Here is a 24,135-nt window from a genome sequence, read left to right as displayed (position 1 = left end):
AGGATTCAAGCCTTAGAAAAACAAATTAAGTCCAATGTAATAACTCTGACTGACCCCGAAAACGAAAACAAAACTGTTGTTATTGCAATCATTGATGGAAAGTTTACACAAGACAGCCATTTAAAAACAACAACTTCAAATAACATTACAAATCAACCAATTTAAAATATGAAAAAACTCATTTTATTATTTTTAGTATTAATATCCTATACAGGATTTTCACAGGTCACCATTCCGACTGAATATACAATACAAAACCCGTTACGATTAAATACTGTAAATGCCGGCACGAAGTCAGACAGTATTTTGGTACGTGGAGCTGATAAGATTGTTAAATACGTTCCTCAGAGTTCTATAGGTGGTGATGCTGGTAGTTCTCAAAAATTTGGAGTAGAAGATACTAATGCGACAGGAAATAGAAATTTTAATTTAGCTGGAAACAATTTTAATTACACAAATGTAAAGGAGTTTAATTTAGGTGGTAACTCAGAAATTACATTTGTTTCAGAAGCTACAAGCACATTTATTACTAATGGTTCAGAATTTAGTTTAGTAGATAAATTTATGATAGATTCTGAAATAGACTATTTTGGTAGTGTTAGTACTTTACTTATAAAGCTAACACTGGATGATGTCGTACATGATGTAATTTTTACAAGTACAGAAGTTGAAAGTGGGACATTTAGGTACGTGGCAGATAAAATTCCTTATACAACAATCGGAGAAACTTTCCAATATCCAAAAATAGTAACATCTTCTAAGATTACTATGGCTGTACCCTCGGCTAACCCGTCAAGTTCAAATAATGTCGCTTATTTTGACGGGTTACAGCTTAAAAGAGGTAGAGTTACTTTTGAGAGTGTGCTTAATGCTAACAGTACTAGCAGGTACGGTTTTTATATGTTAGACAATAGTAATCCAACAGCAGGCTCAACAAGCATAGACAAAAACAGTATATTATTATACAGTGATCTTGATGGTGACCATAACTCAGAATACATGATATGGCTTCGTGAGAACTTTATGCATATTTACGGAAATACCACAGCTTACAGAGAAGGTAATGAAGATACAGTCATTGGACAATACGGTATGTCTATGTCTAAGGTAACGGATAGAGTTACAGCTAACGAAGGTGACAAAAACTGGAGTAATGTACCTCCATTAACTTCTTATAGAAGTATGGAAAATGATGGGTCTGAATTAAATTGGAGAGGGAATATACTAGATTTTACAAATTATGGTTCAGTAAATAATACTCCCCAATTTAGGTTTCCAGTAAAACCAGAGGGAAACTACACATTAGCGACTTTAGATGATATTACAGGAGGTGGAGGTTCACAAAATATTACACAGGTATTGCAATCAGGTAATATAGTTACAGAACCTTTATTTTTAGAATTTAGTAATGGTGATTTTTCTACCAATAGAACTAATATAGAATCAGGAGGTATTACAGTATATGATACTAATGATATAACAAATAATACTTTTGGTTATACTTGGGCTGGTGGGGTTGGATACAATGACTTAGAGGTTAATTATTTTATTTCTCATGATGGTTTTAGTTTTAAAAATCAATCAGACTTAAATAAAAGCGTATTAAGAGAACAAACAAATAACACTATTTCTGAAAGGATAATATTATTACCAAACCATGAAGGAACTTTAGCGACTAATGATGATATTACGTTACAAAAAACTTTGGACACTGGAAATACTGCCATAGCTGACGGAGGGAGCTCACAAGTCAGACTATTATCACAAGACCCCAATAATAGAAGAAACTTACTATTTTTATCAGGGGGAGATAATACTTCTAACATAGATCAAAGGATAAATAGTATAAATTTATCAGTAAGTACCGCAGATACGGCTTTAGCATCAGAGAAAAATCCTCAGGTACTATTAGAAAAAATAAACGGACTAACGTTAGCAGAAAGGAATATAGAAACTGGTTTCCGACAAAGATTTTATTTACCTCAGTATTCAGGACTGATAGGAGATACAAATTACACATTAGCAACTACGCAAGATACTGAAAAAGATTTACAGCAGGTATTAGACAATGGCGGTACTGTGTATGACAGAGGGATAAATTTATTGAGTACTGGCAGTACTTTGGGTACTAACTTAAGTACTCTAGGCGCTGTCTACTTGACAGATGAGTATGGAGGTACTGGTGCATTAAATACTAGGTCTTTAGAGTTAACAGACAAACATGAAGGCTCTTATACCGATAAATTTACAGCTAATCCTACCTATATACAATTTGATAAAGCCGATTCATTTGGAAGTGCTACACTATATCCTCCGTTAGAAACGGTTGCAGGAGTAGGACAATATTACCTACCTAAAACATCAGGCACACTAGTTACAGTTATTGCAGTTGATAACGGTACTACTTCGGCATTATCTAGTTCAAATTTAACTACATCATATCCTGATGCTATTAGAGGTTTTAGAGTTCAGTGTATGAGTATTGCTGGAGGAGCAAAAATTTATGAAAAAACAGCGACAGGATGGGCAGAATATTCAGTTACTGCTGCACCTTAAAAAAATAACCAATAAATTTTAAATATGAATAAATCAAAAATTGCAGTAATTGTTAGCCTTTTAATTGTTTTAACTGGTTTTGTTGACACAAAATTTGACCTTTTACAACAGGTTGGATTATCATTGGTAACAATCAATTGGATTAAATTAGTCGGCTTAGTCTTGTCAGCTGCTTTACCAAGTATAGCTTCTTTGTTTTCAAGTAAAACAGAGCAGTAAAATTCTTTGGAGGTAAAGAATAAAAAAAAGCCTTCAACATAAAAATCCTTTTCTACGGTAATTATTTTAGCGACAAAGCCACAGCGTTAGAGGACAATAATGTCTTCTTACCTGTAGCTTTTCGTCATGTTTAGCAAGGCATTAAACACAATCATATTCTACTGAAACTACTGAAAACGAAGCTCTAATTTTTCGTTTTTTTAGGCTTCTCTACTCTACTTTTACACTCTCAAATTCCCAATATTTAATTTGCTATACAAGAACAAAATAATATTTGCTTTCAAAGCAGCAGATACCTCAACTGTGCAAATCAAAATAATCTATTAAACAAATTCATTGTCTATCCTATTCAGGAATATTGAATTAATCAAAAAATTTTAACTGCGTAATTTAAAAACCAAAAATATGGCAATACAAACATTAAACACAATAAAAAAATGGTTCAAAACAGGTTTAAAACCCACACAAGCTCAATTTTGGGATACTTGGGATTCTTTCAGACATAAATGCGAAAAAGTACCAGCCGAAGATATTGAAGGGATTGAACAATTATTAACTGGGGATAAAATTATTTCATCAGGACAGTTTATAGTTTTTAAAGTTAGTCCTAATACTGCTAGTCAATTAGAAATCGGCGATACCGTAATAGGATATTGCGAAGGTAATTTCCTGGGTCAAGCAACTTACTACGGTGGAGACACCAGCTTGATGAGTAGTTTTACTGAATCAAACAATTTAGTAGGCAAAATTAAATCATACGTTAATAACCACGTACTTACTTATGAACTTGATCAGGAAGTATTACAAAGATCTTATAGCTGTGGTGCATTTAATGGCATTGTACTTATGTATAAAAGACCAGGAGAGCTTGAATTTTCTAGTGCTTGGCCTACTGGATCCTATCCAGAATTATGGATATCATGGCTTGAATTAACACCTGGCTCTATTATTAAATTAAGAGATACGATTGGAAGCTTTGAAGATTCGAAAGAATTTATAGTGTAAAACCTGCAAATATTTATTAAACAATTAAACTTATAAAAAATGAAAAATATAATTAAAAATTGGAAAACAACAGTAGCAGGAATTATTGTTGGAAGTGTTGCTGTTTCTGTTGCTTTAGGATATATCACTGCTGAAGTTGGCGGACAAATAACAAGTCTCTGTATTGCTTTAGGCTTAATTGCCAGCAAAGACGGCAATAAAACCGAAGCATCTAAATAAGTCAGATTAGGCATCTTAATTAAATAATCTGCCCAAATTAGTAAAACGAGCACATTCATTTTTGACCAAAAACATTTAGGATCATTAGAGAAAGTAATAAATTATCTGATGATCTTAAATGTATTTTTATAATGTGTGGAGAATAAACTTTGTCTCATTCCTCGAGACATAAAATATTTTATACTAAAAAATCCCTACACCTAAATACAAACAACCAGTCATTTTAGAATAGCGTTTAATTCAAAAAAATAAACAAATGAAGACAATATCGAAACACAATCTTCAGCAGGCAATTATCAAATTAATAAACCTTTAAAACTAAATACCGTAAATGAAGGGGAATCAACAGACAATGTTTTGGTTTATGGCGCGGATAATGAAGTGAAATCTGTTTCTAGGAATGAGTTTGGTGGGGCAGCACCTACATTAGATCAAGTTTAAGAAGAGGGATCAACAGGAATTACTAAAGATATAAATTTAACAACAACTTTCGATCCAACAAGTTATACTTCACTAGGTTCTGGTTATCTATTAATTACAGGAGAAAATAATCAACTAACACTACATGAAAATGAAGTCGCGTTTTACAATGTATATTCTTTTGGAGGTATATTATCAGCTAGATTAAAAAGTAGTCCATTAGTAGGTGGTTTAGCAATAGAAAGATCTTTTATATTACCCGATAAAACAGTAGGTAAATTTTAAATATGAATAAATCAAAATTCGCACTTATTGTGAGCTTGTTAATTGTTTTAACTGGTTTTGTTGACACAAAATTTGACCTTTTACAACAGGTTGGATTATCATTGGTAACAATCAATTGGATTAAATTAGTTGGATTAGTCTTATCAGCTGCTTTACCAAGTGCAACTCCTTTTTTTTCAAATAAAACAGAGCAGTAAAAAGTATTCCTAGAGACGGGAATTAAAAAAGTCTTCCAACAAATAAATACTTCCTAAATTAGCAACAAAGCCACAGCGCTGGAGGATAATAATGTCTTCTTACCTGTGGCTTTTCGTCATGTTTAACAAGTCATTAAACACAATCATATTTCTACTGAAACTACTGAAAACGAAGCTCTAATTTTTCGTTTTTTAGGCTTCTCTATCTTACTTTTACACTCTCAAATTCCCAATATTTAATTTGCCATACAGGCACAAAATAATATTTGCTTTTCAAGGCAGCAGATACCTCATCTGTACAAATCAAAATAATCCTATTAAACGAATTCATTGTTTATCCTATTCAGGAAAATTTAATTCGTCAAAATTTTTAACTGCATAATTTAAAACCCATAAATATGGCAATACAAACATTAAACACAATAAAAAAATGGTTCAAAACAGGTTTAAAACCCACACAAGCTCAATTTTGGGATACTTGGGATTCTTTCAGACATAAATGCGAAAAAGTTCCTGTGGGAGATATTGAGGGAATTATCGAATTACTTGATTCTAAAACTGATGAATCAGATTTTAAAACAATCAATGGTGAATCAATATTAGGTTTTGGAGATATTGGTATAGGTAAAAATATTCAGTCGGTAAATGGCACTAATGTAGATAATACAGACCCACAAAATCCATACATTCTACCTCAAACACTTACTGATGTATTGGCTTCTAAAAATACTACTAGTTTAAGTGCAAGATTTGAGAAAGATAATATAATTTCTGAAATATCACCAACTTACGTTAATATTTGGGATACCAAGACAAATGAATTTACAGATATTAGATCAAATAGATTTTTAGTTGGTAAAAATGGAGATCCATATTACACAACTAATTACAGCAACAATCTAATACAATTAACTCATGTTCAAACCAATAACACAACAAATATAAACTTACCTTTACCTACATTGACAGGTATAACAGAAAGAACTTTGCCTTTTTCTGTTAATGGGGAATTTGCAGATGAAAAGGGTAATATTACGGTCTCAGTTAATAAAAGTGTACCAACATTACAAGAAGTTTTAGATAATAATCAAATTGCAGTTGATAAAGGTATTGGATTTAATTCTAGCTCGACTTCATCAGCTTCTTCTTTTCTTAATAATTTAACTTTATGGATAAGTAATGATTCTGTAAGTAAAACTGCAATATTAGATATAGAAGGTTTGGTATTAAGTACATATGCAAAGCTCGCTACTTATACATCAAGAGGCATTGCTATCTTAGACAAAGCAACAAGTTCTAGTGAAAAATTATTACTATATCCAGTACCGTTGGATTCGTTCACTAAAACTTTTCCAATATCCGTCAATGGTAAATATGCAAATACATACGGAAATATAGAAACAGGTGGTTTCGATGAAACTTTATCAATTGGAAATTCCACTACTAGAAATATGCAGATATATGCACCTTCTGGCTCAGGAAATAAGCAATTATATATTGACCATGCTGCTTTAAGTTTTACCGATTATGATTTAAATAAAAACTTTACTTATGCTAATCAAATTCTGTTTGGAGCTGATAATACAATAGGAAGTAGTGTTAGCCTTTCTTTTAACAGAACAACCCTAGGTGCAGCTAATTTTCATTTTCCAGAAAATATTCCTGATGGAGAGTATAACCTTTCAGTAACAGAAGTATTTGAGAATTCATCTATTAATGCTTTAAATGCTTCTTATTTAGATGCCAATTATCCGTTCGCAAAAAAAGGAGATACTCTAATTTGTAAAAATATAACAGCAGGAGCATTAGAGTATCTAAAAACAAGTACAGGTTGGGTTTCTCGTAGTATAACAATTGTATCTTAAAAAAAAATGGAGATGAAATTAATTCTATGAATAAATATAGTTGTTCGTTTTTTAATTGTATTAACTGGAATTATTGATACAAAATTTGATCTATTGCAGGATGCAGGACTAAGTTTAGCAACAATAAACCGAATCAAATTGATCGGTTTGCTTTTATCTGCTGTGTTGCCAGAAATTACTTCCTTGTTCAAAAGAAGAAAAGTGATTTCAAAAAGCAGAATTAAAAGAGAAAAATTAAAACTATCAAATGTCTTTTAGACTAAGCCAATCAAGATTATTAGAAGCAAAATGTTCTAATAATCTTGGGCTTTTTGTGCAAACTGAATCTAATAACGCCTTGCAAACGCTCATTGACAAAACAATTTTAATTAAAATAAAAAAAATGAAAGAAAATATAAAAACACAGTCTGACAAAACACAACCTTCAGCAGGCAATTATCAAATTAATAAACCTTTAAAACTAAATACCGTAAATGAAGGGGAATCAACAGACAATGTTTTGGTTCATGGCGCGGATAATGAAGTGAAATCTGTTCCTAGGAATGAGTTTGGTGGTGGGGCTCAGGATTTGCAACAAACACTGGATAATGGGAATAATGCTTCACTTGACTCTAATAACTCTAAATTAAAGTTTCTTGAGGGAAGTGAAAATAATCGAATTTTTGAAGTTAGAGTTGGAGATGGCTTAGTTCAGTCATCTTTATCTCTTGGAAATACTTATGCTAGCTTAAGTCATTCAGAACCTGCACCAGGGCATGTTAACAGTAATATATCAGCAACAAATGCTGGAATAATTTTGTCAAATAATGATAATGGAGTTAATGGGTGGTATAATATGCTTTATGTTCCTTATAACACTACAAGCCAAACCACATATACTTTACCAATTGATAAACCTAATGGTAATTATACTTTGGCTACTACAGATGATATTTCTGGAGGCAGCACTACTCCAACTCTACAACAGGTAGTAGAAACAGGAGAGTTTTATTTTGACCCAGAATCCCATGAAGGCAACGCAACTTGTTTAGGATTTTACGGAACTGACAAAGAAAATGTAGCCATAATAGGAAGAGGTTCTGGATTATTAGCAGGAACAAATGAATTTACACTAAGCACAACAGCTAGTGGATTAAATGCTACTATATTAAGAGGACGATATATTGAGGGGAAAAATTTAAATTTTGAACTTCCGGAAGATAAAGATTCTGGAACATATACTCTTGCCACACTCAACGATATTACAGGTGGCTCTCAAAATTTACAACAAGTATTAGATCAAGGTAGTTATGGAAGGAAAGGACACACAGAAGTATCTATAAATGATGATAGTGGGGCAATTATAACAAATTCTACAGATGGGACAGCTTTTGCTAGAATAATTTCAAAATGGATCAATAACTCTAATTGTACTCCAGAATTGCAATCATACAATGTTAACGGTTCAACGACAGTTAGTATTATTCCGCCTGTTGCTTTTACTAATATTATGTTTCCAGCAAAATCTGCTGCTGGGGATTATACCGTAGCCACATTAGATGATCTTGTATGGTCTTCTGGAACTGGATCTAATTCAATAAAGGCTTCAAATGGAGGAAGCAATGCAACTGGAAGCAATGCTGTAGCACAAGGAAATGCCACCCTAGCTGCAGGTAATAACGGATCTCATTCAGAAGGAAATTTTACCGCAGCATTAGGAGATTCATCTCATGCTGAAGGAACTGGTACATTAGCATCCGGACAAAATTCACATGCTGAAGGACAAGATTCTAAAGCAATGGATGACATAGCACACGCAGAAGGGCTAAATACTCAAGCTACAGCTGTTGCAAGTCATTCTGAAGGATCTGGAACAGTAGCTTCAGGATATGCATCTCATGCACAAGGTAGTGGATCAAAAGCTGAAGGAATGAATAGTCATGCTGAAGGTCAAAATACAATTGCAAGCGGACCTGCATCTCATTCACAGGGTTCAGGAAGCAAGGCAACTGGTTTTTCTTCACATGCAGGAGGAAATAATAGTGAAGCAAATGGAATGTTTTCATTTGTTCATGGTTTAGATTCAAAAGCAAATGGAGAAAATACAATTGTTTTCGGAAAGAATATAATTGGAGATTCTAACGATACGGCATATGTTGATTTTTTAAATATAAAAAGACTTGCAACAGGAAATGCTGTAAATGGAATTGGCTTGGATGCGAATGGAAATGTTGTCGAATCAAGTATTTCAGGAAATTTTACACCAACAATAACTGCTATTGAGAATGTTACAGATTTAGCAGTACTAGAAGCTACTTATTCAAAAGTAGGCAATATCGTGACAGCAAGAGTAACATTCGTTGCGGAAGTAAACGTAGCAAATACCCGATCAGGATTTTTCTTGACCACTCCAACTTCAATTTATAATTTTTCTGCAAATATAGGAACAGGAACTGTTGTAAATGTGAGTGATAACGATTATGTTCCGGCTATTTGCCAAGGATTTAATACAACCAGTTTTACGGTTTCTTTTTATCCTCATTTTAATGGAAACCAATATCAGGGTTCATTAATTTTTCAATATAGCATTGAATAACAGACATCATTTAATTTAAAAAACAAACAGATGAAAGAAAATATAAAAATACAGTCTGACGAAATACAATCTTCAACAGGCAATTATGAAATTAATAAACCTTTAAAGCTGAATACGGTAAATGAAGGGTATTCAACAGACAATATTTTGGTTCATGGCATGGATAATGAAGTGAAATCTGTTCCTAGGAGTGAATTTGGAGGAGAAAACAGTGGAACACCATTCAATATATCAATGTTTAATGAATCGGGTAATAAAATTATCAATTCAAATATAAGTGTTGAAATAAATAATGATGATAATAGTACAACAGCTACGATCGAATCAAATGAGGAAAGTAAATCTGGATTACGATTTGCAAAGTTAAACAATCCGATTAGTATTTCAAGTGTATATCGAATGAACAATAAAAATGGTATTAGTCAGATGGTTGTTGATTCAGAAGACAATATATTTGTTATAATTCAAGATGAGAAAACTATATATAAAGTAGACTCATTTGGCAAAACAACGGAGTATGCTTATATATCAACAGCTAATCAATTATATGATTTATGTATTGATTCGGTTGGAAATTTGTTTGTATCAGATAGATTTACAACAGTTATACATAAGATAGACACTAATCAAGTACTAACTCAACTTATATCTTATGGAATATCTAGTACTACATATATGGCTATAGATTCCAATGATAACTTGTGGATACTAAATGACGATATTGTAAGAAAAATAAATAAATTTGGCACGATAGTTCATAGTATTACTTTAGCACAGGGGTTTTCAACTCATTTGACTATAGATAAACTAGATAACATATATGTTACACATTATTCGAGTAACAAAGTAACAAAAATAGAACCAAATTATAATATGATTGTGTATGATACTACTGGTAATACATGTTTTGATCTATGTTGTGATGATGATAATAATGTATATATAACAAATATCCTATCAAGTAATGTCACTAAAATAACTTCGTCAGGTTCTGCATCAATATTTGCTACATGTGGTAGTAATCCTCAAACTATTAAATTTATTAATGGTGATTTATATGTATATTACAGTGGTGGAGGTATAAATCCTTGTGGAGTTGATAAAATATCTCTATCTGGAAATACTAGTAATTTCTTAGGTACTGAGATTGGAATAAGTGTCGAAGATATTATTGGCAGATCCAAGGGAAATATAGTATTAGCAAAATGGACTGCGCTTATTGAATATATAAAACCATCTAAAAGATTACTTACTCTGGATGAAATTGGTAATGTAATAAAAAATGATGAAGAAATTTCTATTGAGATAATCCAAGGGATGATAGATGAGAATCGTTCTCAGAACATCGATAATTTTACTAAAAACAATTCAACTACAACTTCTTTATCAGGAATGACACTCAATTCTACCTATCCAAATGCCTCAAATGGTTTTCGAGTTCATTGTCTTGGAATTACAGGAGGAGGTTTAACTTATGAGAAGACTGATTTAGGCTGGATACAATATGCCATTACAATAGTAAGCCCTTAATAAACAACACTTAAATTAGATAACCAGATATGATAAATTAACTTTAAAATTTTTATTTTCAGACATAAGCCTTTTTTATAGAATGAAAATAATTAAATTCATCTATGTTGAAATTAATTCAACGCCACCATAAAAGAATCAAAATTTCTATAATGGTGCTTTTTATTTCATAATTGCTTCGTGAATAATTATATAAAAAATGAGTACTCAAAAAAGAAAACAAAAAACTATTAATCAAGCTTTATATCTAATAATATTCTACTGAAACGACTGAAAACGAAAACCTAATTTTTCGTTTTTCAGACTCCTCTACCCTACTTTTACACTCATAAAATCTAATTATTTAGTCTGTTAGACAGATGTAAAAAATAATAACTGCCTTCATTTTTTTTCAGAAAGTAGTTGCCTCAACTATACAAATAAAATAATCTATTAAGCGAGTTCATTCTTTTTCTGAATCAGAAAAAGAATGAACTCGCTAAAATTTCTAACTGCATAATTTAAAAAATAAAATATGGCAATACAAACATTAAAAACAATCAAAAACTGGTTTAAAACTGGTTTAAAACCCACTCAATCTCAGTTTTGGGACACTTGGGATTCTTTCCGACATAAAAATGAAAAAATTCCTGCAAGAGATATTGAAGGATTTGACGAGTTATTAAATGAATCTGATTTTAAAACAATCAATGGTGAATCTATAGTAGGTTCTGGGGATATTGGTATTGATGGCGGAGGAAGTCAGGGATTACCAGAAGTTTTAGCAGTAAATCCGGTAGCATATGATTCATATTTAGCAATTACAAACAGTACCAATCCTAATCAGACTTCGTTTATGACATCTTACATGATAGGACAGTTTTCTGATTTAATTGGAGAAGGAGCTGTAGAATTAACGCAAGGTAAAATACAATTTTATAACCCAATGGGAGGAGGAGGTGTTCATAGAAATGCATCTCTAACTAGTAGTCCTATAACAGATGATAATCCGAGAGACTTTATACTCCCATTAAAAAATCCTGGAACCTATACTTTAGCTACTATAGATGATATTTCTGGAGGAGATACTCCGACTTTGCAAGAAGTTATAACTGCAGAAAATACAGGAAGAGAAGATATTTTGTTAAATAAAGCAATTGTAAATGGTATTATTATCGAAAAAGGTCATGATTTGAGTTCTTACAGAGAAAACCAAAATGCAGAACTTAATTTAAGTGGTTTAAAATTTGAACACAAAGAATTAGGTAGTAATAACCAATATACTTTGAATTTAAGAGGTAATTATATAACTAATAGCATGAATAGAGATTATGATTCAGCGTCCTTAAATTCTACTCTAAACCCTGATGGACTTGTACATTCTTTTTCTAGAGGCGATACTAATACGAATGGAAGTTTACATGTTAAGCAGACTTTGACCGAGGTTTATAAAAATAATATTTTAGAGTTTCCGCTTACACATGGTACTTTTACTATTCCTATATCAGTTAACGGAAAATTTGCAGATGAAAACGGTAATATTACTGTTTCTGGAACCGGAGCTCAAAATCTGCAATCTGTATTAGATAATGGTAGTACTGCTACAACAACGATTTCTATATGTGAAAACAGTAATGGACTAGGCAATAAAGGAACTTATATGTCGAATTATAATATAGGTCTATATGATAATCTTAGAGGATTTACTACTAATATATTTCCAAATTCAGTACAAACAACTGATGGAGTTACAGTACTCTCACATTCTGCCAATTCATTATTATATCATGAGGTGGCTAGTGCTTTTTATACAAAAATCGGATTTTATGATCTAACCTCAAATTCAGAGTTATATATTCCATCAGATATTGGGATAAAAACATTACCAATATCGGTAAATGGAAATTTTGCTGATATAAACGGAAATATTACGATTCCCGGGGGTAGTCAAAACTTACAACAGGTATTAAATGAAGGAAATGTATCGACAACTAAAGCTATATTCGATTTAAATCCTGAAATTAATGATCCGTATAAACCTATGTCTAGTATAAGTTACGGCTCAATAAATACTTACGGTGCTCATAATTGGTATGGAGAAATTCAAACTGCCGCTACTGAAATTACAAGTGGCAGCATTAGAGTTAGTAGAAACGGTTTAGATAATACTTTTGTATTTCATCCGCAAGGTACTCAAGGAAACATGTTTTATGCTCCAAATAAATCCGGAGGAATTTACACTTTATCAACCTTAGAAGATCTGCCAAATATGGTAACCGCTTCTGCTGCTCCAATTTCAGCGACAGATTCAGGAACGAAAGGCGAAATCAGAATTGATAATAACTATGTTTATATATGCATCGCTACAAACACTTGGAAAAGATCTCCTTTAACTACCTGGTAAACTCCAAAAATTTAACATTTATTAATATAGCCTTTCATTAACAATAGCTCTATAAATAATTTAATTTCTCCAAAAAGCGACCACAAGAAAACCAAAAATTATTTTCAATAGTGGCTTTTAATTTCTCAACCACTCCTTGGACAACGATATAAAAAAGGTTTTCAAAAAAAAGCAACTAAACAGATGAAATACAAAATATTAACCCTATAAAGCATTCCACTGAAACTACTGAAAACGAAGCTCTAATAATTCTTTTTTCAAGCTTCTCTTTCCTACTTTTACATACTCTAAGAGCAAATATTACCCCAGTAAATTAAGCATAAATCGATTATTCTGACTTTCAAAATATTTCCGAAAGTTAGCACCTCAGCTATACATCATATTTAATCATTAAACAATTAACAGATCATGGATTATACACCAAAAGATTTAGGAGAAACACCTAAAATACCAGATATGAGTAATTTCAAAAATCCTTTGAATCAACTACTATCTGAAGGAAGTATTTTTATCGATAGCTTCAATATTACTCCATTAAATGCTTACGAAAAAAGTGAAAATCTGACTGAAGTCATTAAAAAAGAAAGCAGAGACAGCAGCATTTAATTTTCAAAAATCAATTCTGCATTAAACTAAAAGACAAAATCTCTAAAACTAAAAAATGACAAACGAAATAGATTTACAAAACCTAAAAGAAAAATATGGTACCGTATTAAAACTTACCTCAGCTGACCAATTAACTGCTGCTTATTGTAAAAAACCTTCTTTTAATACATTCTTAAACTATCAAAATTTATACAAAAATGATCCGCACGAAGCGATCTTATTTTTATTCAAAGAATGCGTACTTGATCAGAAAAATTATGATGACGAATTTATGCTTTCTGCAGGGAACTCGCTTGTAACATTAATAAAAAAAGACAGTGAATTTGCAATTGATGCTACTCCACAAAAAGATGAATTCAAAAAATCGGCGGCTCTTATAAGATATGCTTTTCAAGTCGATCCTTATAATTTATCAATGAATGAATTTTACAAATTACTCGAAGAAGCGCTTTGGCTCCAGAAACACAATGAAACCAGAATGGAAAATACGCTTATGACAGCTTTTGCCAAAACCTTTTCAAATTAAAAAAAATAAATCATTATGAAATTCAATTTTAATGTAAACGAAATTTTAGACACTAAAGAAATAGAATACTCCGGAATCAACTATAACGAATCGGAATCTAAAGATTTTATTATAGATAAAACAGGAGGTGAATTTAATTTGAGAGTCTTTGCTCCTTTAATTTTCGAACCCCTAACAAAAAATGACCTTAATCTTCCTAGTTTGAGGATAGATGCTGTTACTGTAAACTTAAATCGTTCAAAAGTCATAAAAAAAGAAGGAGTCGAAGGAAGAGATTCTACAATTAAAGAACATATTACAAATGGTGATTTTAGCATTTCGATAGAAGGCCTGATTGCTAATGAAACCGGAGATGAATATCCAAAAGAAAAACTTTTTCTATTGAAACAATTCTTAAATGCTCCGTATTCTTTAAGAGTAACACATGCAATTTTAAATCGATTTGGTATTTATGAACTGGTAATAGATTCTTATTCTATTCCTTCTATTTCTGGAACAAAAAATATTCAAAAGTTTACTGCCAGCGCCACATCAGACGAAACTGTTGAACTAATAATTAAAGACAATGCTTAAACTAAATGCTAAAATTAGAGTTTACGAAACGATAAAACTTATTCCAACTCCCAAATTTTACGAGTTTACCTATGTAAAAAATGTAGACATAAGCAGTTCGTACAAATCTCTTACGGATACAGCTACTATTGTAATGCCCAAAAAAGTGTATACAAATACCAAAGGATTTGATCAAAACTTATTTGCAAATGCAACTGGCAATGAGATTACAATTCATGATTTTTTTAAATTGGAAAATTACATCGAAATATTCTTAGGATATGATGGCGATTATAAACCTGCCTTTAGAGGTTACATTACGGGCGTTAATTCTGATATAACTGCCACAATAACTTGTGAAGACACGATGTATGCTTTTAAAAAAGTAAAAGCAGTAAAAGATGCCAATGTTCAAAATCCAAATGATACGATGAATATTGTTGCAACAAACCCAACAACAAATATTGATAATTTTAATCCTAAAACTTTTTTTGAAAAAAGAATCAAAGAACTAAAATTACCTTTTAAAGTAAATGCTCTTAATGAAGACTTGGGTAATATAATGATTAAGAGAAATCAAAGCTTGGCACAAGTTTTTGAGATGTTGAAAGATAAAGGAATTTATACCTATTTTAAAACCGAAACAACTGGTCCTGTACTTACAATTACTAATAACCCGCAAAATCATACTGCTAATGAATTAGGCGGTTTTATAACCAGAAATTTTATCAAAAGTCCGTTAGCGGGAGCACTTGTAAAAAAATTAATCAATCAGGGACTTAGTCTTTTAAGTTCTCAATTAAATAAAGCAACTCAATCAGTTTCTGATCGCTTTTCAGGTAAAGTGCGTTTTCGGTTTCGTTATAATATTATAGAAGATAAATTAACTGTAGTTAATGAATCTACCAAAAATACACGTATTCGTATAGAAAAATACTTTAAAAACTCAAACACTCCAATTTATATCGAATTAGGAGATCCAAACGGGCAATTGACAAAAACTCATGTATTGCACAGCGATACAGATGAATTGCCAAAAGATCCTGTTGCTTTCAAAAAAGCCACAACACAAACAGCTTCAGAATTGTATCAATATGGAGCCTTAAGAGCAATGGAATCTAAGCCAAGCGGATTTGAAGGCTCTTTTTTAACTTTTGGCGAACCGTTTGTACGGCCAACTGATCAGGTAATTCTTGAAAATGCAAAGGATAAAGAAAAAAACGGAACATTTCAAGTGGAAAAAGTAGAGCGAAGTTTTGGTGAAAATGGCTATCGACAACGAATTTATATAGGACGAAGAGTAGAAGCAATATAAATATAGAAAAATGGGAAATATAACAGATCTAATAAAAGACGTTGCCGCCAGAAATCAAATTATCGAAACTTTTGCGGCAAAAGTCATCGAAATAAATAATGAGACAGAATCACTTCATAATCCTGAAGATGCTTATACAGTAAACATCATGCGAGCAGATGGCGCCATTATTAAGAATGTAAGATTGAAAGCTTCTATTTTGGATTTGGAACAAGGAATTATTACCATTCCTAAAAAAGACAGCTGGGTTTTGGCTTCAATTATTGACGGAGTCGAAACAAGAGCGTTTATTTCGCAGTTTTCTGAAATCGAATGTACTTTTATTCGCTTCAAAGATGAACAAAATCGTTATTTAGAAATAAATACTGATGTAAATAAATGTCAAATGCTGTTCAAATCAAAAGAAGGAAATAATGCTTCATCAACTCCGACATACAAAAACATTGCGCAATTCGAATTTAAAGGTGATACATCAGATTCAAATATCAGCACTTCTTTTTATGATGAAAATGGCACTGAAATTTCTAAAAGCAGCTTTAATATTAAAGAGCAGAAAATTAGCATTAATGAAGGAAATACCACTTTTAACCTAAAAGATAAAGAAGCCAAAATAACTATCAAAGATGGTTTCGAAGCAACAATTTCAGATTCCAAAACTTCATTTGTAAAAGGAAATTTAACTTTTGAAATGGATGATAAATTCAAAATAGATGTTGGAGGAAAAAGTCTAAAATCAAAATTAGAAGAACTGATTGAAGAAATAGGAAAAATTACCGTGACAACACCTATGGGGCCATCTGGACCACCAATCAATTTACCTCAGCTTAATATTATAAAAGGAAAACTAACCGAACTTCTGAAATAAAAAACAATTATGGCTCTAAATAAAACAAGTTTAGAATTGGCAATAAAATCTCTTTTATTGGAAGAGAAATCTAAAGTACAGAATGACTCTTCGATTGATAACATTGCCTCAAAACTGGCAACAGCTATCGAAGCATTTGTAAAATCTGGAACTGTTACCACTACAGTAACAACAACCGGAAGTGCATCGGCACAAACTGGAACTGGAACCGGTTCAATTTCATAATTCTAATTAGTTAATTTTAAAAGACCTCTTACATTTTACTGTAAGAGGTCTTTTTATTTATAAAATTAATTTAGTTTCTTTTTCAAACTCTCTTCCAGCTCATAATATTTACTTTCAAGCGCATGAAGTTTTTCATAAATATTCACTGGATCGGGCATTTGGCGAGAAGCGTACATACTAGCGTACCAAACTTCGAGAATATCTTCGGCATAAATAGAATACATTGGGTAATTTCCGTCTCGATTATCGGATTTCAGGATTAATTTACCGCTCTCTCTAATTCTGTTTAAAACCCTTTTTACCACTACTCCATCATTTTTACTGACAATTACATAAATTCTTCCGTCAAGGATATCATCAAAATTATCAACATATTTTCCAAAAAGATAATCGCCGTCGTGAATGGTTGTTGACATTGAGTTTCCTTTAATTTCAAAACATCTGTAAGTTCCGTTTTTAAGCATTGGCATACTAAAAGAAGGAAGACTTTCCATATATTCCGGATCTGCATATCCGTCTAAATAACCAGCTCTTGCTTTTACTCCAACAAAATTAATATTTTCATCTCCATCTTCATTTACAGTTATAACTTTAGGAATATGAAGTGTGACTGCATTACTTGTTTTATTTGCAAAAATATCTTCGCTCTCTCCAAAAAAATATTCTGGATTAATATTACAATGTTTAATAATACTTTGGAGAAGATCAAAACCTGGTTTGGTTCTTTTACGTTCACCATCTGCCTGCAGTCTTCCAATGGTAATACTATCTATTGTTGTGCTTGTAACTCCGATTAACTTTGCGAATGAGTTATTATTTAACTTCATTTCGTCTATAATGCGTTTTATTTTATCGTGTATTTCCATGTTGCAACTCTGGCTGTTTCGTTATGTAATATGTTTTACTTAAAGCTTAGCTTCAAGTATATGTTGCAAAGCTACAGAATATATGGGAAATAATCTCATTTTCTTTAATTTATTTTACAATTAATTGATTTTCAGATATAAATATTTCTTAAAAATCTGAATTATCGTACTGTTTCACATTCAAATAGTTAAATCATATTACTGAAACTATTGCATTTTTAATCGTAATATGTTGCATATATTAAAACATATGTTGTATATTTGTAGAAAAATAATCCAACATATGATTTTAAAAGGCTTTTATAACGAGAAAAAAAATGCCATCGAAACGGGATTCCCTTCTGATGCACCTGCAGTTCATCTTTATAGTGATGCTATTTTTAAAACTTCTATTGAAACACCAATAGTAATGTTTAAATATGATGTCGTAAACTGGGAAACTTCTTCTGAAAAAAATTACAAGGCAGATGTATCATTTTGTCTTTATATCGTATTGCCTGTTGATACAATTTCTTCAACAAGTTATGCAAACGCATTCGACATCGCGCATCGTATTGACAAAGCTGTATTATCTAATACCAATACTAATACACTATTAGATAATTATTCAACATTTAAGATAAGAGAAAAACAATGTACAAATGAACATACCTACTGGAATAAAAATGATTATTTCATTTGGGAGATCACATACAAAACGACATTAATTGAAAATATATTAAAAAAGAAATATATCCTTTTTAACAATGGATTAAGCAATGAAGAATTAGAAGAACTTGGATATGACTTGGCTACTGGAATAATCGAAATTAACCCTAATCAAGTTGAAGGTTCGGTAGATTTAAATTCTAATATCTAACGTTCTATTAGCAGGTAAGCATTTTATCAAATTATCAAAAGCTTACAAAAACCAAAAACAAATTAAAAAATTAACCCTCCTATAAATACCACAAATGAGAAGAAGCAGAACACTATTAGACAAAAGAAGAGATTATGTTATTAATTATCTAAATAGAAATCAAGCTAAACAAATGAAAGTTGTAGTCTCAGAACTTTCTGATACTTTGTTCTTAACAGAACGCACTATTTACACCATTATAAACGAAGGTCTCGCTACTGAAGCCAGAGCATAATAGACTGAAACTACTGGTTTTGACAATCAAAAAAATTGGAAAAAGCAACCTTGAACCTTAAATTTGTACTCGATATCAAAAACAAATTTATTTCTTGGCCAAGAATAAAATTCAATTAAAAAATCAGTTTTTATAAATCATCCAAGAATAGAGATTCTACTTTTTTGGATTCCAGCTTACGAATACCATTTCAAAAAATAAACAATTAAAATGACAAGTTTAACAACTTGTTACAGCCCTTCTTTTGCTCTTTTTTGAACGAATTAAACCAAAAACAAATTTTTAAACAATTAAACATTTTATATTATGAGTACATTAAACGATGTAGTAATTAACAAACTATCAGGCGGATTAGGAAGAAGAAATCCGGAACAAGACATGGTTTCAGGATTACTTTTTGATGGAGCTTCAACTGAAAAATTTGCAACTGACAAAGTAGAACGTTTGGCCTCCTTAGAAGATGCTGAAGCTTTAGGAATCAAAGCAGATTATGATGTAGAAGGACAATCGGCTTATTATCAAATTCAACAATTCTTCAGAATGAATCCGTCAGGAGACTTGTATATTATGAAAGCAGAAGCAAATTCTTATGAAGCTATTGCCGCGAAAGCAAAAGATATGCAGGAAAAAACAAACGGAAACATTCGTCAAATGGCAATCATCTTTTCTGGAGTAACAACCTTTGAAGACACACAAGATGCAGCACAAAAAGCACAACAGCAAGCTGCCTTAGCTTATACAGATTACATGCCTTTTGAAGTTATTCTGGAAGGAAAAGGTTTTAATGCTGATGATGCTGTTTCTTTAGCCGGATTAAGTGCTGAAAATGTATCCGTAGTTGTGGCTATGGATGTTGAAAAAGCCTTTGAACAAAAATTATTTCAAGAAGGAACAAAAAAACTTTATACTTTGGCTTTTAATGAAGAATTAGTTCCTGTACAAAACTCTCCGGGTATTTATAACGTAAAAAATGCTGAAGGCTTAAAAAAAGAAAATGGAGATACTCTTGAATTCGTTTTCAGAGATTCATACAAAAATACAGCTGCTGTAGGATTAGCATTAGGAGCTATTTCTAAAGCAAAAGTATCTGAGAACATTGCCTGGATCGAAAAATTCAACTTGACTGGTGAAGGTTTTGCAAAAGCTGGTTTTATAGGCGGAGAAGAAATCAAAACTCTAGGAACGTTAAGCGAGCTAAACGAAAAAAGATACATTTTTGCAAGAACTCACACTGGTTTAGCAGGAGTTTATTTTAACGACAGCTCTACTTGTACTACTGGTACATCTGACTTTGCTTATGTTGAGAACAACCGTACAATTAATAAAGCAACTCGTTTGTTGCGTACAGCATTATTACCAAAATTAGCGTCTCCAGTTTTAGTTGATATTGATGGTAAATTGCCACAATCAGTTTCAAAAAGTTTCGAAGGCTTATGCAGATCTGCTTTAGAAGGAATGGTTGCTAATCAGGAAGTATCTGCATTTGATGTATATGTAGATCCTAAACAAAATATTTTGGCAACTTCAGAATTAAAAGTAAAAGCAGAAATTACTCCAATTGGAACGGCTCGTAAAATTACTGTCGATTTAGGATTCAAAAATCCTTTTGGAATCGACAAGGCATAATTTTTCTTCCATCCTCACATTTCATAAAAAACATAGCGCTATCATTATTTCATAAAAGATGATAGCCTTGGAAAGTTATTTCAATTATTAAAAAACAAATCATTCTATATATGAATAAATTACCCTTAATTAACGGACAACAACACAGCTGGTCATCTATTGAAGTAAGTATCGCAGGTAACATCGTTACCGGAATTACAGCTGTAAATTACAGTGACTCTGTATCTAAAGAAAATCACTACGGAGCTGGCGACATGCCTGTTCATAGAGGAAGAGGAAAATATGAAGCAAAAGCTTCACTTACTTTATACAACTACGAGGTAGAAGCGATTTTAGCCGCTTTGCCAAAAGGACAAAGATTACAAGATATTAATCCGTTCAGCATCATTGTGAGTTACTTAGATGACAGCAACGAAGTAATCACGCACACGGTAAGAAACTGTGAATTTAACTCTAACAGCAGAGGAATCAGCCAGGGAGATACAAAAATTGCGGTTTCTTTTGACTTGATCTGTTCTCATGTTGAGTGGAATTAATCGACACGTTACCTCTTAAACCTTAATATTCCTGTCTGAAAAACCGATTCAAAAGAGAAAACCAATCTTACAGCGTTATGCAGAAAAGAAGTTCCAAAGCAACATAATTTCTGCCAGCATATTATTTAAACAGCTCTTTATGAATCCGTTTTAGACAGTTTATTACCCACTTCAAAGGCTGCTTCGAGCATTTTCGTTCTGAAAAATATCTCAAGCAGCCTATTTTTCAAAACAAATAATTACGTTTTAAAATGGAAAAAACAAGTACAAAAACCGCTGATATTCTTGACGGAGATATTACGCAAGCACAATTAAATCAATGGAAATATAAGCACAAAAAAGTAGTCAAACTTACGATTGAAGATGACGACCAAACGACTCTTTTTGCTTATTTCAAAAAACCTGACATGAGCATTCGTTCTGCGGTATTGCAAGCTTCTAAAATGGACGAATTCAAAGCTCTCGAAGTATTATTCAAAAACTGTTATCTCGGCGGTGACGGCAAAATTGAACAAGAAGACGATTTGCGCCTTAATATCACGACAGCATTTTCAGACCATATTCAACCAAAACCCGTAAAAGTCGAAATACTATAATTATCAACATATTTTAAAATCCTCCTGCAAAACCCTACCATCATGATTGTTAAAAACCACAACATATTACTACAAGACACGAGCGAAGCCGAAATGGCGCGCTTTAGACAAATTATGCTTGGCGTTTGGCGTCAGCAGATTGACGATGATAGGAATGCAAGGGAAATGGAGCAATATCTTAAACAAAATGATATTAAACAATTTTCTGAAACACTAAAGAGTACTGATTTTGACAATTCTAAATTTGTTGATTCGAACTCGAATGCAAATGGCTATTATTATAATAAAAATGGAAAGTTTGAAGGGAAAATAAATATTGCAAATAATAAAGGAAATAGTAATGACGTTTATGTTTGTGACAAAAAAGGGAACGAAAAAGGCACATTTTTTAATGCAATCAAATTAGACATAACCCATGAAATTTTTTGTTATATTGCTGGAGTAATAAAAGCAGAAGATTCAAGTAGTTTCGAAAGTGCAGCAGCAACTACTCAAGCAACATTTAATGCTGTTAAATTTGAGAAAGGAGATGAGTTATCAATAAAACAACAAGGTGAGCTTGCCAAAAAACTGCTTTCTACAGGTTACTCAACTGCGACATCAAAAAAAATGTTAGAAGATTCTGAAAATGATAATTTTTCCAATAATGCACGAAAAGGGCTAATTCATGTTTTACAAGGAAAAAAAGATTACTCAGAAGAAGGAATATTATGGGACGGAATCGATTTTGCAGATAAAGGAATTGCTCACAATAAAGCAAAAAAAGATGGCGGAATAAGTATAACTAGAGAATTGTGGTTAAAATTTGTTACCAATAGCGAATATAAACTAGACAGTAAAGGAGTTCCAAGACTTAACAGACATCCAAAGGGAAAAGATGGAAAAGGTCACGACAGAGATAAAACTAAAGAACAAGCTTTAGCTACCATACCTTTTGAAGAAGAGAAAAATACTTCAACAAAAAACTATTACTATAATATTTTTGATTTTGGAGAAGAGAAAAATAGTACTTGGGATGTTGCGGTTGATTCAAAAGAAGTAAAAAATTTAGATTATTACAAAACAACAGGTACAGGCAAATACAATGAAGGAAGAACTCTTAACAAAGCAACAGCAGTTGTAGGAAGACATATATTTTGGAAGCCTTATAAAGAGCATCCAAATAATAAAGGGTATGCATGGGAATATTTTATGGATCACAAATTGTAAAAAAATGAAAAATATTACTTTAATAATTCTATTGATTTGCTTTATCAGTTGTAAAATGGATAATAGTAAATCTTCTAACAAAGAAAAAAATACAGAAAAATCAATAGATACCATTTTTGTTGATGAAAAAGGAGATACGATAAAACCACAGACTGCTTATCTTAAAAAAAACTATAAATTAATTATTTTTCCTGCATTAGATAAAAACAAAAAAGTAATTAATTTTAGATTGATTAATGACAAAAAAGATAAAACCTATTTATTAGCAGAAACTTTTATTGCAAATTATCGTCTATATTATGAAGGAATTGATTTTCAAAATTATTTTGCTTTACATAGCAACGGAGGAGGAACAAGCAAATCTTATTTTTGGCTGTATGATAAAGAAACTGGCAATGAAGTTTTAACAGGTATTAAAGGCGATTTCGACTTAAAAAATGAATTGATTTTATACACAGATGAAAATAATGAATATAAAAACTTCATTTATGATGTAAAGACAAAAGCAAAAACATGGGTTGATATCCCAAAATCATTTACTGATAAACAAAAATGTACGCATAATGACTATTTTGAAAAATCTTCTTATATAAAAAGAGTTACAAACGAATATTATTTTGTTGCATTTAAAGACTGCCCTTCTTCAATTGAATTTAAAGTGAAAAAATTAAAATAATTTCTCATTAAACAACTACCCATATCGAAAAAGATTATTATAACAGTAATATATCAATCCCTCAAAAATTAAAAGAGAAGTTAGAAGAACATAATATAAAAAACTGTATAAAATAAAAAACATGCAATCAAGAGTAAATCGATTAATTTT

At 31.6% G+C, this 24,135-nt stretch carries 23 protein-coding genes; 22 read left to right on the top strand and 1 reads right to left on the bottom strand.

Features of this window, described 5'->3' with window-relative positions; translation table 11 throughout:
* Positions 1-168: 168 nt before the first annotated feature.
* The 15 genes from EV144_RS20675 to EV144_RS20605 all read left to right on the top strand — a co-directional run bounded on the left by EV144_RS20675 (position 169) and on the right by EV144_RS20605 (position 17,343).
* On the top strand, positions 169-2,556 hold the full coding sequence (locus EV144_RS20675) for a hypothetical protein (RefSeq protein ID WP_134151052.1): 2,388 nt from the start codon (positions 169-171) through the stop codon (positions 2,554-2,556).
* A gap of 24 nt (positions 2,557-2,580) precedes the next feature.
* The gene (locus EV144_RS20670) at positions 2,581-2,775 is read left to right on the top strand and encodes a hypothetical protein (protein ID WP_134151051.1); all 195 of its coding nucleotides are present in this window, start codon (positions 2,581-2,583) and stop codon (positions 2,773-2,775) included.
* Between the two features lie 405 nt (positions 2,776-3,180).
* Entirely contained in the window at positions 3,181-3,780 is a 600-nt protein-coding gene (locus tag EV144_RS20665; protein ID WP_134151050.1) for a hypothetical protein, read from the top strand.
* A 39-nt stretch (positions 3,781-3,819) separates the two neighbouring features.
* Positions 3,820-3,999, top strand: a complete 180-nt coding sequence (locus EV144_RS20660; RefSeq protein WP_134151049.1) for a hypothetical protein — start codon at positions 3,820-3,822, stop codon at positions 3,997-3,999.
* Positions 4,000-4,706: 707 nt separating this feature from the next.
* The gene (locus tag EV144_RS20655; RefSeq protein ID WP_134151048.1) at positions 4,707-4,901 is read left to right on the top strand and encodes a hypothetical protein; all 195 of its coding nucleotides are present in this window, start codon (positions 4,707-4,709) and stop codon (positions 4,899-4,901) included.
* A gap of 398 nt (positions 4,902-5,299) precedes the next feature.
* Positions 5,300-6,766, top strand: a complete 1,467-nt coding sequence (locus EV144_RS20650; RefSeq protein WP_134151047.1) for a hypothetical protein — start codon at positions 5,300-5,302, stop codon at positions 6,764-6,766.
* Between the two features lie 382 nt (positions 6,767-7,148).
* The gene (locus EV144_RS20645; RefSeq protein WP_134151046.1) at positions 7,149-9,341 is read left to right on the top strand and encodes a hypothetical protein; all 2,193 of its coding nucleotides are present in this window, start codon (positions 7,149-7,151) and stop codon (positions 9,339-9,341) included.
* 30 nt (positions 9,342-9,371) lie between these two features.
* Positions 9,372-10,871: a hypothetical protein gene (locus tag EV144_RS20640; protein WP_134151045.1), complete on the top strand. Its 1,500-nt coding sequence runs from the start codon at positions 9,372-9,374 to the stop codon at positions 10,869-10,871.
* A 514-nt stretch (positions 10,872-11,385) separates the two neighbouring features.
* Positions 11,386-13,254 (top strand): hypothetical protein, encoded by a 1,869-nt coding sequence (locus EV144_RS20635; protein WP_134151044.1) that lies wholly within the window; start codon positions 11,386-11,388, stop codon positions 13,252-13,254.
* A 408-nt stretch (positions 13,255-13,662) separates the two neighbouring features.
* Positions 13,663-13,860: a hypothetical protein gene (locus EV144_RS20630; protein WP_134151043.1), complete on the top strand. Its 198-nt coding sequence runs from the start codon at positions 13,663-13,665 to the stop codon at positions 13,858-13,860.
* A gap of 55 nt (positions 13,861-13,915) precedes the next feature.
* Positions 13,916-14,386, top strand: a complete 471-nt coding sequence (locus EV144_RS20625) for a hypothetical protein (RefSeq protein ID WP_134151042.1) — start codon at positions 13,916-13,918, stop codon at positions 14,384-14,386.
* A 15-nt stretch (positions 14,387-14,401) separates the two neighbouring features.
* The gene (locus EV144_RS20620) at positions 14,402-14,959 is read left to right on the top strand and encodes a DUF6046 domain-containing protein (RefSeq protein ID WP_134151041.1); all 558 of its coding nucleotides are present in this window, start codon (positions 14,402-14,404) and stop codon (positions 14,957-14,959) included.
* Complete coding sequence (locus tag EV144_RS20615; protein ID WP_134151040.1) at positions 14,952-16,253, top strand: hypothetical protein; 1,302 nt, start codon at positions 14,952-14,954, stop codon at positions 16,251-16,253. Before EV144_RS20620 ends, EV144_RS20615 begins: the two co-directional genes overlap by 8 nt.
* Positions 16,254-16,263: 10 nt before the next feature.
* Positions 16,264-17,118: a hypothetical protein gene (locus EV144_RS20610; protein WP_134151039.1), complete on the top strand. Its 855-nt coding sequence runs from the start codon at positions 16,264-16,266 to the stop codon at positions 17,116-17,118.
* 9 nt (positions 17,119-17,127) lie between these two features.
* Positions 17,128-17,343 (top strand): hypothetical protein, encoded by a 216-nt coding sequence (locus EV144_RS20605; protein ID WP_134151038.1) that lies wholly within the window; start codon positions 17,128-17,130, stop codon positions 17,341-17,343.
* A gap of 65 nt (positions 17,344-17,408) precedes the next feature.
* On the opposite strand, the gene EV144_RS20600 is transcribed toward EV144_RS20605, so the two are convergent.
* A complete protein-coding gene (locus tag EV144_RS20600; protein ID WP_134151037.1) occupies positions 17,409-18,209 on the bottom strand; it encodes an XRE family transcriptional regulator in 801 nt (266 codons plus the stop codon).
* Between the two features lie 250 nt (positions 18,210-18,459).
* Here EV144_RS20600 and EV144_RS20595 point away from each other — a divergent pair, with 250 nt between their 5' ends.
* The 7 genes from EV144_RS20595 to EV144_RS20565 all read left to right on the top strand — a co-directional run bounded on the left by EV144_RS20595 (position 18,460) and on the right by EV144_RS20565 (position 23,985).
* Entirely contained in the window at positions 18,460-19,068 is a 609-nt protein-coding gene (locus tag EV144_RS20595; protein WP_243854721.1) for a hypothetical protein, read from the top strand.
* A 94-nt stretch (positions 19,069-19,162) separates the two neighbouring features.
* A complete protein-coding gene (locus EV144_RS20590; protein WP_134151036.1) occupies positions 19,163-19,342 on the top strand; it encodes a hypothetical protein in 180 nt (59 codons plus the stop codon).
* A gap of 306 nt (positions 19,343-19,648) precedes the next feature.
* A complete protein-coding gene (locus EV144_RS20585; RefSeq protein ID WP_134151035.1) occupies positions 19,649-20,968 on the top strand; it encodes a DUF2586 domain-containing protein in 1,320 nt (439 codons plus the stop codon).
* Positions 20,969-21,078: 110 nt separating this feature from the next.
* Positions 21,079-21,504 (top strand): hypothetical protein, encoded by a 426-nt coding sequence (locus EV144_RS20580; RefSeq protein ID WP_134151034.1) that lies wholly within the window; start codon positions 21,079-21,081, stop codon positions 21,502-21,504.
* A gap of 251 nt (positions 21,505-21,755) precedes the next feature.
* Positions 21,756-22,100 carry a hypothetical protein gene (locus EV144_RS20575; protein WP_134151033.1) on the top strand — a complete coding sequence of 115 codons (345 nt, stop codon included), beginning with the start codon at positions 21,756-21,758 and terminating at the stop codon, positions 22,098-22,100.
* 42 nt (positions 22,101-22,142) lie between these two features.
* Positions 22,143-23,309, top strand: coding sequence for a hypothetical protein (locus EV144_RS20570; protein ID WP_134151032.1), 1,167 nt, complete (start codon positions 22,143-22,145; stop codon positions 23,307-23,309).
* A 4-nt stretch (positions 23,310-23,313) separates the two neighbouring features.
* Complete coding sequence (locus EV144_RS20565) at positions 23,314-23,985, top strand: hypothetical protein (protein ID WP_134151031.1); 672 nt, start codon at positions 23,314-23,316, stop codon at positions 23,983-23,985.
* Positions 23,986-24,135: the final 150 nt, after the last annotated feature.

It is taken from the genome of Flavobacterium sp. 270 (assembly GCF_004368785.1).
Taxonomy (GTDB): Bacteria; Bacteroidota; Bacteroidia; order Flavobacteriales; family Flavobacteriaceae; genus Flavobacterium.
Note: the sequence above shows the minus strand (reverse complement) of the source record. Positions and strands in the feature narration are given on the sequence as shown.